12 protein-coding genes are annotated in these 16,460 nt (G+C 71.4%); 3 read left to right on the forward strand and 9 right to left on the reverse strand.

The genetic code is table 11. The annotated features are described in order from the left end of the window. Positions 1–570: 570 nt before the first annotated feature. Together HNR76_RS11535 and HNR76_RS11540 are read right to left on the reverse strand one after the other, a co-directional pair. A complete protein-coding gene (locus HNR76_RS11535; RefSeq protein WP_162310269.1) occupies positions 571–1,167 on the reverse strand; it encodes a YceI family protein in 597 nt (198 codons plus the stop codon). Between the two features lie 80 nt (positions 1,168–1,247). Then, positions 1,248–1,835: a malonic semialdehyde reductase gene (locus HNR76_RS11540; RefSeq protein ID WP_162310268.1), complete on the reverse strand. Its 588-nt coding sequence runs from the start codon at positions 1,833–1,835 to the stop codon at positions 1,248–1,250. A 120-nt stretch (positions 1,836–1,955) separates the two neighbouring features. On the opposite strand from HNR76_RS11540, the gene HNR76_RS11545 reads away from it, so the two are divergent. After that, entirely contained in the window at positions 1,956–2,987 is a 1,032-nt protein-coding gene (locus HNR76_RS11545; protein ID WP_162310267.1) for a mitochondrial fission ELM1 family protein, read from the forward strand. A 111-nt stretch (positions 2,988–3,098) separates the two neighbouring features. On the opposite strand, the gene glnE is transcribed toward HNR76_RS11545, so the two are convergent. Further along, complete coding sequence (gene glnE, locus HNR76_RS11550; RefSeq protein WP_162310266.1) at positions 3,099–5,927, reverse strand: bifunctional [glutamate--ammonia ligase]-adenylyl-L-tyrosine phosphorylase/[glutamate--ammonia-ligase] adenylyltransferase; 2,829 nt, start codon at positions 5,925–5,927, stop codon at positions 3,099–3,101. A 614-nt stretch (positions 5,928–6,541) separates the two neighbouring features. Next, positions 6,542–7,618, reverse strand: a complete 1,077-nt coding sequence (locus tag HNR76_RS11555) for a 3-deoxy-7-phosphoheptulonate synthase (RefSeq protein ID WP_162310265.1) — start codon at positions 7,616–7,618, stop codon at positions 6,542–6,544. Positions 7,619–8,002: 384 nt separating this feature from the next. Between HNR76_RS11555 and HNR76_RS11560 the strand changes: the two genes are divergently transcribed. Continuing rightward, entirely contained in the window at positions 8,003–8,824 is an 822-nt protein-coding gene (locus HNR76_RS11560; protein WP_162310264.1) for a hypothetical protein, read from the forward strand. Positions 8,825–9,280: 456 nt separating this feature from the next. Here the strand turns inward: HNR76_RS11560 and lpdA are convergent, their stop codons facing one another. Next, the gene (lpdA, locus tag HNR76_RS11565; RefSeq protein ID WP_162310263.1) at positions 9,281–11,362 is read right to left on the reverse strand and encodes a dihydrolipoyl dehydrogenase; all 2,082 of its coding nucleotides are present in this window, start codon (positions 11,360–11,362) and stop codon (positions 9,281–9,283) included. 139 nt (positions 11,363–11,501) lie between these two features. After that, positions 11,502–12,893, reverse strand: coding sequence for a dihydrolipoyllysine-residue acetyltransferase (gene aceF, locus HNR76_RS11570; RefSeq protein WP_162310262.1), 1,392 nt, complete (start codon positions 12,891–12,893; stop codon positions 11,502–11,504). Between the two features lie 429 nt (positions 12,894–13,322). On the opposite strand from aceF, the gene HNR76_RS11575 reads away from it, so the two are divergent. Then, entirely contained in the window at positions 13,323–13,952 is a 630-nt protein-coding gene (locus HNR76_RS11575; RefSeq protein ID WP_162310261.1) for an OmpW/AlkL family protein, read from the forward strand. Between the two features lie 198 nt (positions 13,953–14,150). On the opposite strand, the gene HNR76_RS11580 is transcribed toward HNR76_RS11575, so the two are convergent. The 3 genes from HNR76_RS11580 to HNR76_RS11590 all read right to left on the reverse strand — a co-directional run bounded on the left by HNR76_RS11580 (position 14,151) and on the right by HNR76_RS11590 (position 16,413). Then, positions 14,151–14,942 carry a C40 family peptidase gene (locus HNR76_RS11580; RefSeq protein ID WP_162310260.1) on the reverse strand — a complete coding sequence of 264 codons (792 nt, stop codon included), beginning with the start codon at positions 14,940–14,942 and terminating at the stop codon, positions 14,151–14,153. A gap of 70 nt (positions 14,943–15,012) precedes the next feature. Then, positions 15,013–15,576, reverse strand: coding sequence for a DUF1453 domain-containing protein (locus tag HNR76_RS11585; RefSeq protein ID WP_162310259.1), 564 nt, complete (start codon positions 15,574–15,576; stop codon positions 15,013–15,015). A gap of 30 nt (positions 15,577–15,606) precedes the next feature. Further along, on the reverse strand, positions 15,607–16,413 hold the full coding sequence (locus HNR76_RS11590) for a MetQ/NlpA family ABC transporter substrate-binding protein (RefSeq protein WP_162310258.1): 807 nt from the start codon (positions 16,411–16,413) through the stop codon (positions 15,607–15,609). Positions 16,414–16,460: the final 47 nt, after the last annotated feature.

The following is a 16,460-nucleotide window of genomic DNA, read 5'->3' on the forward strand; positions in this document are numbered from 1 at the left end:
GGGCGCTAGGAAGGCGGAATCCAGCCACGATTCTAGCAGTGCACCCCCCGGCGCGGCCGGAAGGCGGCGTCCCGCAAGCGGCGAACAGCCTTTGGACGAGCGCCCTCGGGTGCGAGCAACGTGCCTGCGCGCAGACATGCGCATCTGCCGACGCACCGAACGTCAAACGGCGCTGGGGTTTGCGACGGCGGAGGGGAGCCGCCGCATCCTGGGGGCAGCGGACACGGTCTCGGTGAGTACGGCCTTTCCCGTAGGAGCGCCTAACGCCTGGGTCGAGTCGCGCCGCGAAGCGGTATCGGATCGAGCAGGGAATCGTTGGCCCTCATTAACTCCATCTGCCGAAACGCCTTTCATACCGCTCCGAAATCCAAACGGAATCCACTGAGCCATTAAATCCAACCACAGCGTCAATGCCGCAGTACGGACAAAGAGCGGTCCGATCGATGGAATCGCCGTCGACCCACTCCACGATCTCAGATGGGATGGAAGCTTGCGGCAGCGCCCATAAAAAACGCCGGCCCGTGTTTGCACGGGCCGGCGCGCGGCGGTGGGGAGGGAGAACCCGCCGGCTTACTCGGCCTTGGGCACCGAGGCCTCGGTGGTGATGCGCAGGGTCACTTCATCGCCCACGTGCGGGGCGTAGGCGCCGACGCCGAACTCGGTGCGGCTGATGGTGGCGGTGGCGTCGAAGCCGATGGTCGGGGCCTTGGACATCGGATGGTCGGCGGCCTTGTTCAAGGTCACGTCCAGCACCACCGGCTTGGTCACGCCCTTGATGGTCAGGTCGCCGGTGACCTTGAGCTTGTTCTCGCCGGCAGCCTCGACCCGGGTGCTCTTGAAGGTCGCGGCCGGGTACTTGGCGGCGTCGAAGAAGTCGGCGGCGCGCAGGTGTTCGTTGAACTTGGCGCTGAAGGCCTCCAGGCCGGACAGCGGCAGGGTCACGTTGACGCTGGAGGCGGCGAGGTCGTCGGCGTCGTACACCAGGGTGCCGTCGACGTCCCCGAAGTTGGCGAACGGGTGGGAATAGCCGAAGTGGCTCCACTGGGCCAGCACGTTGGTGTGGGTGGGGTCGAGGGTGTAGGTCACCGGCGCGGCGAAGGCCGGGCTTGCGGCCAGGGCGGCGAGCAGGGCCAGGGGGGCGGCAGCGGACAGCAGGCGGATGCGCATGGCGGAACTCCTTGTTGGGATGCCGGGTGGCGGCGTGTGTGGGATGGGGATGGGCGTACGGATGGGAGGCGCGGGCCCCGTCATTCGATCCTGGCGGCTTCGTCGAACGACAGCCGCGGCGAGCGCGGATACACGCTGGCCGGATCGCCCCGGCCCAGGTTGACCAGGATGTCGGACTTGACCGCGGTGCCGGCGAAGAAGGCCGCGTCGACCTTGGCGTTGTCGAAGCCGGTCATCGGCCCGGCGTCCAGGCCAAGGGCGCGCGCGGCCAGTATGAGGTAGCCGGCCTGCAACGCCATGTTGCGCAGCGACGGCTTCTCGCGTCCGGTACGGGGGCCGTCGAACCAGGCGCGTGCGTCGGCATGCGGGAACAGGTAGGGCAGCTTGTCGTGGAAATCCTCGTCGCGGCCGATGATCACCGTCACCGGCGCGGCCATGGTCTTGGCATGGTTGCCCGCGTCCAGCGCGGGGCCGAGCCTGGCCTTGGCCTGGGCCGACTTCACGAACACCAAGCGCGCCGGGCCGAGGTTGGCCTGGGTGGGGCCCCACTTGAGCAGGTCGTAGAGCTGGCGCAGGGTGTCGTCGTCCACCTCGCCGCCGAAAGCGTTGTAGGTGCGTGCGGTGCGGAACAACTGGTCGAGCGCGGCGTCGTTCAGGCGATGGGGCATGTTGGATTCCGGAAGCATCGAGGAAGGCTTGGAGCGGCGGTTCGCGCCAGCCATGAGCAAGTGGGTGCCAGTGTAGAGTGTTGCAATCAAGCCATTGCGAAACCCATCCGAAACGAATTGATGACGTTTTTGCAACAATCATCTGAAATCGATGCCTGGCTGCTCACCGACGGCCATGCCGGCAACCTGCGCCAGGCCCAGGCGCTGGCGCGCGCGCTGCAGGCCGAAACGACCACTCCGGCACTCGCGCCGGCCGCGCCCTGGCGCTGGCTGGCCCCGCGCCGGCCGCCGGGCGCCGACCACGCCTTCGGCCCGGCCTTCGCCCGGGAACTGGCGCGACTCCCCGCGCCCAGGCTCGCCATCGGCTGCGGGCGCCAGGGCGCGCTGGCCACCCGGCTGCTGCGCGAGCGCGGCGCGGCGGCGGTCCAGATCCTCGACCCGCGGATCGGCACGCGCCACTGGGACCTGGTCGTCGCCCCGGCGCACGACGGGTTGCGCGGCGACAACGTGGTCGCGATCCAGGGCAGCCTCCATCCGGTCGACGAGGCGTGGCTGGCCGAGGCCGCCACCGGTTTCCCACACCTGCAGGCGCTGCTGCGTCCACGCGTGGCGCTGCTGGTCGGCGGCCCGACCCGGCATGCGCCGTGGACGGCGCAGCGCCTGCGCGAACAGCTCGCGCCCCTGCGCCGGTACGTGCAGGCCGCCGGCGGGAGCCTGCTGGCCACCGTCTCGCGGCGCACGCCCGCCGCGGTCCGGGCCGCCCTGCGCGAGGAACTGCGCGGCGTGCCCGGCCTGCTCTGGGAAGGCGAAGGGCCCAATCCCTACCCCGGCCTGCTGGCCTGCGCCGACCACATCGTCTGCACCCCCGATTCGGTGAACATGCTGTCGGAGGCCTGCGCCACCGCGGTGCCGGTGTTCGTCCTGGACCCGCAGCTCGCGGACGGGCGGATGCGCGCCTTCCTGGATGCGCTGCAGGCCATGGGCCGGGTCCGCCCCGCCGGCAGCGACCTGCCCTCTTTTCCCGTGGTACCCCTGCGCGAGACCGTGCGCGTGGCCGCGGAGGTGCGCAGGCGGCTCGGCCTGGGCGCTGCGGTCCCTCCGCGCAGGTGGCTCGTCGGCGAACCCGCGGAAGATGGTCGCTTCGAGCCGTAGGCGCATGCGCAGGGCGGCGGTGTCGACGGGCCAAGGCCCGGGCGTGCGAGCCCTGGATTGCGGCGTGGAATTCCCGGCTCCACGGCAAGCCGCCGTGCCGCAGCGGCGCGGCTAGGGATCGAAGTCCAGCCCGTGGTCCTGCACCGCACGGCCGATGGCCGCGCGCGCCGCGGCCACCGCCGTGTCCTCCGCCACCCGCCGGGGGCGGCGGTCCAGGGTGCAGCCCAGCCCCGCGTCCACCAATGCCGCATGCGCATCGCGCAGGGCGGACGCCTCGCCATGCGCCAGCCAGCCGCAGGCGGCCAGGGCCTCGGCGATCGCCGGGGTGTCGCGCGGCGCCAGCAGCGCCGGCGCCTCGCCCGCCCGCGCCAGGACGCCGTACTGCATCAGGAACTCCAGGTCGACCAGGCCGCCGGCGCCCTGCTTGAGGTCGAAGCGCGCGGCATCGCCGCGGTCCAGTTCAGCGCGCATGCGCTGGCGCATCTTGCCCACGTCGCCGGCCAGGGCCTGCGGTTCGCGCGGCAGCGCCAGCGTGCGCGCGCGCACCCGTTCGAACTCCGCGCACAGCGACGCGTCGCCGGCCACCGCCCGCGCGCGCACCAGCGCCTGGTGCTCCCAGGTCCAGGCGCGCTGCACCTGGTATTCCTCGTAGCTGGCCAGCGAGGACACCAGCAGGCTCTTGCCGCCGTCCGGGCGCAGCCGCATGTCGGTCTCGTACAGGCGCCCGGCGCTGCTGACCGCGCCGAGCAGGCCCACGATCTTCTGCGCCAGCCGTGCGTACCAGCGCGCCGGCTCCAGCGGCCGCGCGCCGTCGGACACCACGGCGGGATCGGCGTCGTACAGGAACACCAGGTCCAGGTCCGAGCCGAAGCTCAGCTCATGGCCACCCAGGCTGCCGTAGCCGATCACCGCAAAGCGCCCGCCCGGCAGCGTGCCATGGGCGGCGACCACCTCCGCGCCGGCCATGCGCAGCACCTGGCCGACCACCGCATCGGCCAGCGCCGCCAATTGGCGCGCGCTCGCCACCGCATCCTGACGCCGGTCCAGCGCCGCCAGGGCGATGCGGAAGCTCAGCGCCTGGCGCACCTCGTTGAGCGCGCGCAGCGCCGCCTCCTGGTCGTCGTCCTGCCCCTGCGCCGCCGCCGCGCAGGCCGCGTGCATGGCGCCCGGATCGGGCAGCGGGCCGGCGACCCGGGCATCGAGCAGTTCGTCCAGCAGCAGTGGATAGGCGGCGATGCGCTCGGCCAGCAGCGCGCTGCGCGCCAGCACGTCCACCAACCGCGCCAGCGCGCTGGGCTGCTCGTCCAGCAACGCCAGGTAGCTGGCGCGGCGCAGGACCGCCTGCAGCAACCCAAGCAGGCGCCGCAACGCCGCATCCGGCTGGGCCGATCGCGCGGCGGCGGCGAGCAGCGCCGGCACCACCCGGTCCAGGCGCGCGCGCGCGGCGTCCGACAGCGCCCGCACCCCGTTGCCGCGGGCGAAGTCGCGCAGCGCCGCATCGGCGCCGTCGGCATCGACGAAACCGGCCTCGGCCAGCGCCTGGGCCTGGCCGCCGCCGGGCAGCGCGCGCCAGTAGCCGCCCAGCGCGTCGGGCGTGGCCTGCCCGCGGCGCGGCACCAGCAGCGCATCGAACTCGGCCGAGACCTGGGCGCGGCGCGCGGCCAATGCCTGGGCCAGTTCCGGCCAGCCGCCGTAGCCCAGCGCCAGCGCCAGGCGCAACCGGTCCTCGCCGTCTTCGGGCAGTGCGTGGGTCTGCGCATCGCGCAGCATCTGCACGCGGTTCTCCAGCCGCCGCAGGAACCGGTAGCACTGCGCCAGCGCCCGCCCGTCCTGCGCGGCGATCTGCCCGGCGGCCACCAGCGCGTCCAGCGCCGGCAGCAGGCGGCGGCCGCGCAGGGCCGGCTCGCGGCCGCCGCGGATCAATTGCAGCGACTGCACCAGGAACTCGATCTCGCGGATGCCGCCGGGGCCGCGCTTGAGGTCATCGGCCATGTCGCGGCGCTGCATCTCGGCCACGATCGCCGCCTTCATCGTGCGCAGGCCGTCCAGCGCGGTGTAGTCCAGATAGCGGCGATAGACGAACGGGCGCAGCGTCTCCAGCCAGTCCTCGCCCGCGGCGGTGTCGCCGGCCACCGCGCGCGCCTTGAGCCAGGCGTAGCGCTCCCAGTCGCGGCCCTCGCGCTGGAAGTACTGGTCCATCGCCGCGAACGACCAGGCCACCCGCCCGGCGTTGCCGAACGGGCGCAGGCGCAGGTCCACGCGGTGGCAGAAGCCGTCGGCGGTGGGCTCGTCCAGCAGCCGCGCCAGTTGCTGGCCGAGGCGGGCGAAGTAGTCCTCGGCGGCCAGCGCGCGGCGGCCGTCGGATTCGCCGTCGCGCGGGTAGGCGTAGACCAGGTCGACGTCGGATGAGAAGTTCAGCTCGCCGCCGCCCAGCTTGCCCAGGGCAAACACCACCAGCCGCTGCGGCGTGCCGTCGGCGGCACGGACCAGGCCATGGCGCTGCGCGAACTCGCGCTCCAGCGCGTCCAGCGCCAGGCGCAGGCAGTTCTCCGCCAGGCGCGTGCTGCCGGCCAGGGTGGCATCGACCTCGTCCAGCCCGAGCACGTCGCGCCAGACCAGGCGCGTGGATTCGGCAGTGCGGTAGAGGCGCAACTGCGCCGCCCACGCGGTCGGCTGCTCCGCGTCCAGCACCGGCTCGGCCAGGGGCGGCGGGTCTGTGGCGGCCAGGTGTTCCAGCAGCACCGGTTGGCGGCGCAGGGTATCCAGGGCGAAGTCGCTGGCCAAAGCCACGCGCTCGACGCGCTCGCGCAGCGCGGCGTCCTCCAGCAGTGCCGCATGTCGCGGCGAGGCGGCGCGCAGGGTGGCCAGCGCACGTTCGGCGCAGCGCAGGCGCAGCGCCTCGATGGCGGCATCGGATGCGGGATGCGGGTCGGTATCCATTGCCGCGATTGTGGCGCAAGACGGCCGGGCGCGAGGAATGGGCGGAGGCACCGGAACGGCTGCCCTGCCGGCATGGCGCTCGCCAGCGATGCTCGGCTCCTACGGGACGCCAGGATCGGAGGGCATCGCCGAAGCGGGCGGAGAAGAACCAAAAAAAAAAGCCCGCTTGCAGCGAACTGCCAGCGGGCCTGCTCCCTCCCCCACGTCGGGATGCGGGTCCATCGTGAAGGAGCCCTCATGGGCTTTGCACGCTGCACTGCAAAACAGCACTCGGAGGTTCAATTTCTCGCGATTTCCCGGGGAGAAACTGAATACGCGAAACATGAAGATGACACCGGTAACAGCGCTGCTATTGCGCCAAGGACGCCGCCAGCGCAGGTCTGGGCATGCCACCCGCCCGCTACGCGACGGAGACTCTGGAGCCGATTGTCGGAAGCCTGCAACGCCGTCACGGCGGATCAGGCGCACATAGGCGTGGCACGAAACGGACGCGCGCATGCACGGCGTGGGCCGTGAAAACGAAACCGAAACTGGCCGACCCGACCAGGACGGATGCGCGCAATGGGGCGCACCGGCACGGTCATACCCGCGCCGGCCCTCCCCAGAGCCGGCCCTCAGGCCGCCACGCTGTCCCCGCCGCGGGCGCGGCGCTGGCGCACGGCCTGCGCCAGCCGCTCCAGCACCGCCACCGAACCCTCCCAGCCCAGGCAGCCGTCGGTGATGCTCTGGCCGTAGATGCGGGCATGGCCGTCCACGAGATCCTGGCGTCCGCCGACGAGGTGGCTTTCGATCATCACGCCGATGATGCGCCCGTCCCCGCCCCCGACCTGCCGGGCGATGTCCTCGACCACCGCAGGCTGGTTGTCCGGGTTCTTGCCGCTGTTGGCGTGGCTGGCGTCGATCATCAGCCGCGCCTGCAGGCCGGCCTTGGCCAGCACGTCGCTGGCGGCCTGCACGCTGTCGGCGTCGTAGTTGGGCGCCTTGCCACCGCGCAGGATCACGTGGCAGTCGGGGTTGCCGGCGGTGGTCGCCACCGCCGAGTGGCCATCCTTGGTGACGGCCAGGAAATGGTGCGAATGCGCGGCCGCCATCGCCGCGTCGGCGGCGATGCGCACGTTGCCGCTGGTGCCGTTCTTGAAGCCCACCGGGCACGACAGGCCCGAGGCCATCTCGCGGTGGATCTGGCTCTCGGTGGTGCGCGCGCCGATGGCGCCCCAGGCCACCAGGTCGGCGATGTACTGCGGCGAGATCGTATCCAGGAACTCGCAGCCGGCCGGCAGCCCCAGCAGGTTGATGTCGCGCAGCAGGGCACGGCCCAGGCGCAGGCCCTTGTTGATGTTGAAGCTGCCGTCCAGGTCCGGGTCGTTGATCAGGCCTTTCCAGCCCACCGTGGTGCGCGGTTTCTCGAAATAGACCCGCATCACGATCTCCAGCGCGTCGCCCAGGCTGTCGCGCAGCGGGCGCAGGCGCTGGGCGTATTCCATCGCCGCGCCCGGGTCGTGGATCGAGCAGGGGCCGATCACCACGGCCAGCCGGTCGTCCTGCCCGTGCAGGATGCGGTGCAGCGCGCGGCGCGAGTCGGCCACGGTCTGGGAAGCCTGTTCGGTGCAGGGCAGTTCGGCGATCAACTGCGCGGGCGGAGCCAGCGCGTCGATGCGGCGGATGCGCAGGTCGTCGGTATTGGGGGCCATGGGGGTGCTCCTTGTTGTTCGTACCGCCGGAGACTGGCGACAAAAAAGCCGCCAGTGCTTCTGGCGGCTTTCAGGGGTGTGTTCCGGTGTTCGAACTTCAGAACGCGCGTACCCCTTCCTCCGCCTGTGGCTTCGGAAAGTAGTACCAGTAGAAGGAGGCGCGCTGCGTGTTCACGGGGCCATTGATAGCAGCCCGTTCCCGCCGGCGCAACCGTTTCAGGGGCAAACGTGGCCCGGGGAGGCGCCGGCGCCGTCGTTGTGCGCATCCGGCCCCGGATCGCGGCATCTTCCGGCCGCGCCAATGGGCCGCGCCGTGCAGGGCGTCACGGGCCGTGGACCCTGCGACCGCGATAGTGGCGGCCCTTCCCCCGACCGCACGCCCCCATGCAACCACGCCACGCCGTTTCCGTCCTCGCCGCCGCCCTCCTTGCCTGCATCGCCGCCGGCGCCCACGCTCAGGAGGCCGACCGCTTCACCCTGCGCCTGGGCGCGATGAGCGCGGCGGCCGACACCACCTTGTCGGCCTCGACCACCCACCAGGGCCAGCCCTACCGCTTCTCCGAGAGCTTCGATTTCGGCGGCAAGGAGTGGGTGCCGCGGGTGGACGGCGTGTTCCGCTTCGGCGACCGCCACCGCCTGGTGTTCGACTACTTCAACTACGACAAGAAGCGGCGCGAGACGCTGGACGAGGACATCGCCTACGACGAGGTCACCATCCCCGCCGGCAGCCATGCGCAGGCCGAGCTGGACTTCCAGTTGGCCAGCCTGATGTACGACTACGCGGTGGTGGAGAACGACGGCTTCAGCCTGGGCCTGCAGATCGGCGCCGAATGGGCCAAGGCCACCGCCAGCCTGGAAGCGCAGGCCGACGGCGATCGCTGGAGCGACAGCGCCGGCGAGGACGGGGTCGCGCCGGTGGTGGGCGTGCGCCTGACGGCGCGGCCGGGGGAGCGCTGGCTGTTCAACCTCCAGGCCCAGTACCTGGACGCGGACTGGGGCGACTTCGGCGACTACGACGGCAGCATCAGCCGCGCCAACGCGCTGGCCGAATACCGCTTCACCCGCAACTTCGGCCTGTTCGCCGGCTACGAGTGGTACCGGCTGGACGTCAAGCGCACGATCGCCGGCGAGGACATGCGCGACGGCATCGTCGGCTGGGACCAGCGCTTCAAGGGGCCGGTGGTCGGGGTGACCTTTGCGTTCTGAACGCGCATGCGCGTCAGGACCCCGAGGTTTGCTGCGCAAACCTCGGGCCCCAGCTCATGAACCTCCAGATCCCCGCGCCTGCCGGCGTGCCCCCTTGACTCAAGGGGGCTGTTCTCGACTCCAGGGACTCTCGGGGGTGCCACGCTGCAGTCGGTGCTTTTGGGGTGGGCCCGCCGGCTCGGAGCGTTCCGGTGCGATGCCTGCCGACGGGAAGTAGAAGTAAAGGAGGAGGCTTCGGCCACAGGCCGGAGCCGGGGGACATGAACGGCGGCAGGCATCGTGCCGGAACGCCGCGACCAGGGCTCCCGGACCGGCCCTTCCCGATCACACGCCAGAGGTACTGGTTCCCGCCTGCGGGGGCCACGCCGAAGGCCAACAGTGCCGGCCCCGACCCTACAAACAGGAACCCCGGCTTGCGCCGGGGTTCCCGCAGAACTCACACCGATCCGGTCCCGGCTACTTCTTCTTCGGGATGTAGAGGTCGGTGATGGTGCCCTCGTACACCTCGGCGGCCATCGCCACGGTTTCGCCCAGGGTCGGGTGCGGGTGGATGGTGTGGCCGATGTCGGCCGCCTCCGCGCCCATCTCGATGGCCAGCGCCAGTTCGGAGATCAGGTCGCCGGCATGCACGCCGACGATGCCCGCGCCGACGATGCGATGGGTAGCCTCGTCGAAGACCAGCTTGGTGAAGCCCTCGGTGCGGCCGATGCCGATGGCGCGGCCGCTGGCCGCCCACGGGAACTTGCCCACGCCCACCTTCAGGCCCTTGGCCTTGGCCTCGTTCTCGGTGATGCCGACCCAGGCCACTTCCGGGCTGGTGTAGGCCACCGACGGGATCACCCGGGCGACCCATTCCTTCTTCTCGCCGGCGGCCACTTCGGCGGCCAGCTTGCCTTCGTGGGTGGCCTTGTGGGCCAGCATCGGGTTGCCGACGATGTCGCCGATGGCGAAGATGTGCGGCACGTTGGTGCGCATCTGCCGGTCCACCGGGATGAAGCCGCGGTCGGCCACGTGCACGCCGGCCTTCTCGGCGTCGATCTTCCTGCCGTTCGGGGCGCGGCCCACGGCGACCAGCACGCGGTCCCAGGTGCCCGATTCCAGCGCCGGCTTCTGGCCATCGACGGCCGACTCGAAGGTGACCGTCACGCCCTTCTTCTCGGCCTTCACGCCGGCGGCCTTGGTCTTCAGGTGGACCTCGATGCCCTGCTTCTTCAGGCGGTCGGCCAGCGGCTTGACCAGGTCCTTGTCGGCGCCCGGCATCAACTGGTCCATGAACTCGACCACGGTGACCTTCGCGCCCAGCGCGGCGAACACGGTCGCCATCTCCAGGCCGATGATGCCGCCGCCGACCACCAGCAGGCTCTTGGGCACCTCGGCCAGTTCCAGCGCATCGGTGGAATCCATGATGCGCGTGTCGTCCCACGGGAAGTTCGGCAGCTTCACCGCCTGCGAACCGGCGGCGATGACGCACTGCTCGAAGCGCAGCAACTGCGTCTTGCCGTCGGCGCCGGCGATCTCCAGCTCGTGCGGGGAGACGAACCTGGCCACGCCCTGCACCGTGCGCACCTTGCGCTGCTTGGCCATGCCGGCCAGGCCCTTGGTGAGCTGGCCGACGACCTTTTCCTTGTAGGCGCGCAGCTTGTCCAGGTGGATCTTCGGCGCGGAAAACTCGATGCCGCACTCGCCGGCGTGCGCGGCTTCCTCGATGACCGCGGCCGAGTGCAACAGCGCCTTGGACGGGATGCAGCCGACGTTGAGGCAGACGCCGCCCAGGCTGGCGTAGCGCTCGACCAGCACCGTGTCCAGGCCCAGGTCGGCGGCGCGGAACGCGGCGGTGTAGCCGCCGGGGCCGGAGCCGAGCACCACGATGCGGCATTCGATGTCGGCCGGCTTGCCGGTGCCCAGCGCGGGCTTGGGCGCCGGCGGCTCGGCCGGGGCGCGGTGCGAGGGCGACACCGGCGGCTTGCTCGCCGGGGCGGCCGCCACCGGGGCGCCGGCGGAAGATTCCAGCACCGCCACCACGTCGCCCTGCGACAGCGAATCGCCGAGCTTGACCTTCAGCTCCTTGACCACGCCGTCGGCCGAGGACGGCACTTCCATCGTCGCCTTGTCCGATTCCAGGGTGACCAGGCCCTGGTCCTTCTTCACCGTGTCGCCCACGGCCACCAGCACCTCGATCACCGGCACGCCGCTGTAGTCGCCGATGTCGGGCACCTTCACCTCGACCTTGCCGCCGCCGGGGGCCGGCGCGGCAGGCACCGGAGCGGCCGGCTTGGAGGCGGCCGGCGCGGCGGCGCCCGCTGTCTCCAGGACGAGGACCACGGCGCCTTCGGACAGCGTGTCGCCCAGCTTGACCTTCAGCTCCTTGACCACGCCGTCGGCCGTGGACGGCACTTCCAGCGTGGCCTTGTCCGACTCCAGGGTGACCAGGCCCTGGTCCTTGGCCACCGTGTCGCCGACGGCCACCAGCACCTCGATCACCGGTACGTCGGAATAGTCGCCGATGTCCGGAACCTTCACTTCGATCGTGTTCGCCATTAACAGCCTCGCTTCAATTTGGCAGTTGCCGTCCCTGGCGCAAATTCAGCGGCTCCGGAACGTCCGGCCCGGCCATCCATGGCCGGGCGCTCGTCGCGGCGGCGCGGCGGTGCCGCGCCAGCACGCCGCGCCTCGCCCGTTACAGCAGCACGCGGCGCATGTCCGCCAGGACCTGCGCCAGATAGGTGGTGAAGCGCGCCGCGGCGGCGCCGTCGATCACGCGATGGTCGTAGCTCAGCGACAGCGGCAGGGTCAGGCGCGGCACGAACTGCTTGCCGTCCCACACCGGCTGCATCGAGGACTTGGACACGCCCAGGATCGCCACTTCCGGCGCGTTGATGATCGGGGTGAATGCGGTGCCGCCGATGCCGCCCAGCGAGCTGATGGAGAAACAGCCGCCGGACATGTCGGCCGGGCCGAGCTTGCCGTCGCGCGCCTTCTTCGCCAGCTCGCCCATCTCCTGGGCGACCTGCAGCACGCCCTTCCTGTCCACGTCGCGGATCACCGGCACCACCAGGCCGTTGGGCGTGTCGGCGGCGAAGCCGATGTGGAAGTACTTCTTGACCGTGAGGTTCTCGCCGGTCGCGTCGAGCGAGGCGTTGAAGTCCGGGAACTGCTTCAGCGCCGCGGCGCTGGCCTTGAGCAGGAAGGCGAGCATGGTCAGCTTGATGCCGGACCTGCTCTTTTCCTGTTCCTTGTTGAGCTGCACGCGCAAGGCTTCCAGCTCGGTGATGTCGGCCTGGTCGAACTGGGTGACGTGCGGGATCATCGCCCAGTTGCGCGCCAGGTTGGCGCCGGAGATCTTCTTGATCCGCGACAGCGGCTGGGTCTGCACCTCGCCGAACTTGGCGAAGTCCACCTTGGGCCACGGCAGCAGGTTCAGGCCGTTGCCGCCCCCGCCCGCCGGGGCGCCGGAGGCCGCCGGCACGCCGCCGGCCAGCGCCGCCTTGACGAAGCGCTGCACGTCTTCGCGGGTGATGCGCCCGCCGCGCTCGCTGCCCTTGACCTGGAACAGGTCCACGCCCAGCTCGCGCGCGAACAGGCGCACGGCCGGGGTCGCGTAGGGCACTTTGTCCGGCAGCACGCTGTCGGCGCCGAATTCCACCGGCGGGGTGCGCGGCGCGGCGACGGGCGCAGCGTTCTCCTGGGCGATCTCGCGCTGGGCCAGCTTGTCCGGCTGGGCCGGCACGGCCACCGGCTCGACCCTGGCGCCGGTCTCGGCGGTCTTCACCGGGGCCGCCGGGGCGGCTTCGGCCTTGGGCGCCTCGGCCTTGGCGGCCGGCGCGGCGGCAGCGGCCTCGATCAGCGCCACCACGCCGCCCTCGGACAGGGTATCGCCCAGCTTGACCTTCAGCTCCTTGACCACACCGGCGAAGGGGGAAGGCACTTCCAACGTGGCCTTGTCCGACTCCAGCGTGATCAGGCCCTGGTCCTGGCTCACGGTGTCGCCCACGGCGACGAGGATTTCGATGACGGGGACATCGCTGTAGTCCCCGATGTCGGGAACGCGCGCTTCCTTGATTTCGGCCATGCCAGGCTCCGGCGTTTATGCGTGGGAAAAGGATTTCCCTATTGTGGTCCGTCCACGCCCCCCCGCCAACCTCTGCGGCGTCGGGCGCGGGCGCGACGCCGTTGTCCCACGACATGTTTCCTGCGTGACCATTGCCGCGGGGCGCGGACCGGGGCCTGCGGAGCGCGCGCGGTCCGGCCGCGATCCGCTCCCGCGGCGACCGCCCGGCCCGCGCGATGGCAGCGGCACCGGCGCCGTTTTCCATCACGCCGCCGTCAGTTGGGTGAACCCGTCCGCGAGCCGATAGCGCGCCGCCCGGGGGCTGCCGGGCGGTTGCCTGAATCGCACCGCCGGCGATGCGCCGCGGGCAGGGCCCGGTTCATCGGCCCGCGCCTAGGGTCTGCCACGCCCACTCCAAGGGCACTACAACAACGAACAGGAGACTCCCCCATGCAGTCCATTCGTATCCTGAGCCTGGCCCTGGTCCCGGCGCTGGCCCTCGCCGCGCCGGCCTTCGCCCAGAGCGGCGATGGCGATTCCGCCTCCGGCAAGCGCATCGCCGTGGTCGGCGGCATCGCCCACCTCGAACCTTCCTCCGACGCGGCCGACGGCCTGCAGGTCGACGGCGGCCCGGCGCCGACCCTGAGCGTGAGCTGGTACGCCACCGACAACTTCGCCGTGGAGCTGTGGGGGGCGGCCGACACGTTCGACCATCGCGTGCGCGCCGACGGGCTGGGCAAGATCGGCACCGTACAGCAGCAGCCGGTGGCGTTGAGCGCGCAGTGGCACTTCGGCCAGGCCGACAGCGTGTTCCGCCCGTTCGTGGGCCTGGGCTACCACGAGTCCAACTTCAGCCACGAGGACATCGCCGGCCTGGACGGCCACGCGGGCCTGGAAACGGCCAAGGGCGCCATCGGCACCGTCGGCATGGACTTCAACATCACCCCGACCTGGTTCGCGCGCACCGACGTGCGCTACCTGCACTCGCGGCCGGAACTGCGCGTGGCCGGCAGCGGCACCGGGCAGGAGCTGGACCTGGACCCGTGGACGGTCGGCGTGGGGCTGGGCGCGCGCTTCTGATCCAGCAAGCGGGATCGTCTTCTCTTCCGCGCGGGCGGCAGCCCGCGCGGAAGGGCATCCGAACCGAAACGGTGTCGCCGGCATCGCCGGCGACCGCACGCCGGCCATCCCGACATCCACACGGTGCCCGATTGACCGACTGCGATCGGCCGCTCCCCGGGGAAGCCCCTATGCAATCGGGCCAGTCGCCCCGGGCCGTCAGGCCGCCACGTCGGGCGCGCCTGGCGCGCTGCCCCCGGGCAGCGCCGGCAACGCGTCGGCCCACACCAGGCGGCGATAGTCGAAGCCGGCCTCCAGCCGCGGCTTGACCACCTGGAAGAACGGCGAGACGTCGAAGTCGCGCGGCGTGTACAGGCTGTAGTGGCGGATGTGCAGGATTTCCTCGCGCGCGCGGCGGCCCGAGGCGGTGTCCGCGTCCAGCAACTCGATCTCCGGGAGGATCGGATAGCGCACCACTTCGAAGGCCTGGGCCAGCAGGGTCGAGCAGATCGCGCGGGTGGGTTCGCCGCTGCCCAGCGCCAGCATGCGCCGCTTCATCGGGTCGGGCATCGGCGGCTGGCGGATGAGGTAGCGGGCCAGGTCGACGATGTTCTTCAGGTCGTAGCTGTAGCCCAGCCGGTCCAGCATGTGCCCGGCCACCCTGTCGATCTCGGCCTGCCCCAGCCCCACCGGCCGGCAGATGCGCACGTGCAGGCCGTCGAACTCGGCCAGCGGCACGGTGCGCACGCCGTCGTTGATGTCCACGTCCACGAACTGCGGCTCGCCCGCGCCCACCGGCGTGCCCAGGCACAGCGCCGCGTGCGACCAGGTGGACTGGGTGAGGTACTTGATCGCGCCGGCGAAGCGGCTGGTGCCCTCCACCAGCAATACGTCGCCGCGGCGCAGCGCCGCCACCAGCAGTTCCCGGCGGCTGCTCGGCCCGCGCCCATAGTCCTCGCGCGGCTGGGCGAGGAAACGCGCCATCCGCCGACCCACGAATCCCAACGACATCGCGCCCCTCCGCGTCCATCCCCGCCGCAAGGCTAACCCGGATGCGCGCCGCGGGGGCTGCGACGCGCCGCTAGCGCGGCGAACGGTCGTAGCTGCGATGGCGCTCGAAGCGGCGCACCCGCCGGTACAGCCCGAAAGCCTGCGCGGTGGCATAGCCCAGCAATAACGCGGCCATCGCCAGCAGGCCGGCATGGCTGAGCCAGCCGCTCTCCGGCCACGGCGCGCCCCGCAGCCACACGCGCATGCCCTGCACCAGCCCGGCCCCCAGGCGCACCGCCACCAGCACCGCCAGGCCCAGCACCAGCGAGCGGTTGGACTGGTAGTACAGGCCCTGCGGGGTGGCCTGGAAGCGGGTCAGCGCATGCCCGGCCAGGCCGAGCAGCAGCCCGCCCGGATAGGCCAGCGCCACGTACGCCCAGGCCTGCGGCCAGAACACCCCGGCCACCGCCACGAACAGCGCGAACACCAGCGTGGACGCCAGCGACGACCACCACGCCAGCGCCAGCGCCCAGCCGCGCGCGCGCCGGCGCGAACGCGCCACCCGGTAGCGCTGCCACAGCGACAGCGGCAGCAGCGCCAGCATGATGGCCAGGGCCAGCAGCAGTGCGAGCGGCAGGGCCAGCAACAGCGGCATGGTCGCCCTCCTTCCCGGTGCGGCGCCGGCTCAGAACGCCGGCAGCACCGCGCCCTTGTACCGGGACTGGATGAAGGCCTTGACCTGCGGCCCGGTCAGGGCGCGCGCCAGCGCCTGCACGCGCGGGTCGTCCCGGTTGTCGGCCCTGGCGACCAGGAAGTTCACGTAGGGCGAGTCGGCGGACTCGATGGTCAGCGCGTCGCGGGTGGGGTCCAGCCCGGCATCCAGCGCGTAGTTGGTGTTGATCAGCGCCAGGTCCACCTGGCCGAGCACGCGCGGCAGCATCGCCGAGTCCAGCTCGCGGAACTTCAGGCCCTTCGGGTTGGCGATGATGTCGCGCTGGCTGGCCATCGCGTCGGCGGGGTCCTTCAGCGCGATCACCCCGGCCTTGTGCAGCAGGATCAGCGCACGCGAGTTGTTGCTGGGGTCGTTGGGGATGACCACGTCGGCGCCGGCCGGCAGCGCGTCCAGCGAGGCGTACCGCCGCGAGTAGGCGCCGAACGGCTCGATGTGCACCCCGGCCACGGCGACCAGGCCGGTGCCACGGCCGCGGTTATAGGCGTCCAGGTAGGGCCGGGTCTGGAAGTAGTTCACGTCGATGTGCTTCTGCGCGACCTGGTCGTTGGGCTGCACGTAGTCGTTGAACACGCGCACCTGCAGCGTCACTCCCTCCTGCTCCAGGATCGGCTTGACCACTTCCAGGATTTCCGCGTGCGGCACCGCGGTGGCGGCCACGCTCAAGGTGTCGCCGCGCGCATCGGCGGCGGCGCCGGAACCGCCGCAACCGGCCAGCGCCGCGGCCAGGGTGAACAGGATCGGCAGGAAGGTGGTACGCATCGGATTACCCTTGGAAGAAATGAGGCGGGCGGAAGGAAAAAGGATAG

Source organism: Pseudoxanthomonas broegbernensis (assembly GCF_014202435.1).
In the GTDB taxonomy this organism is placed as follows: domain Bacteria; phylum Pseudomonadota; class Gammaproteobacteria; order Xanthomonadales; family Xanthomonadaceae; genus Pseudoxanthomonas; species Pseudoxanthomonas broegbernensis.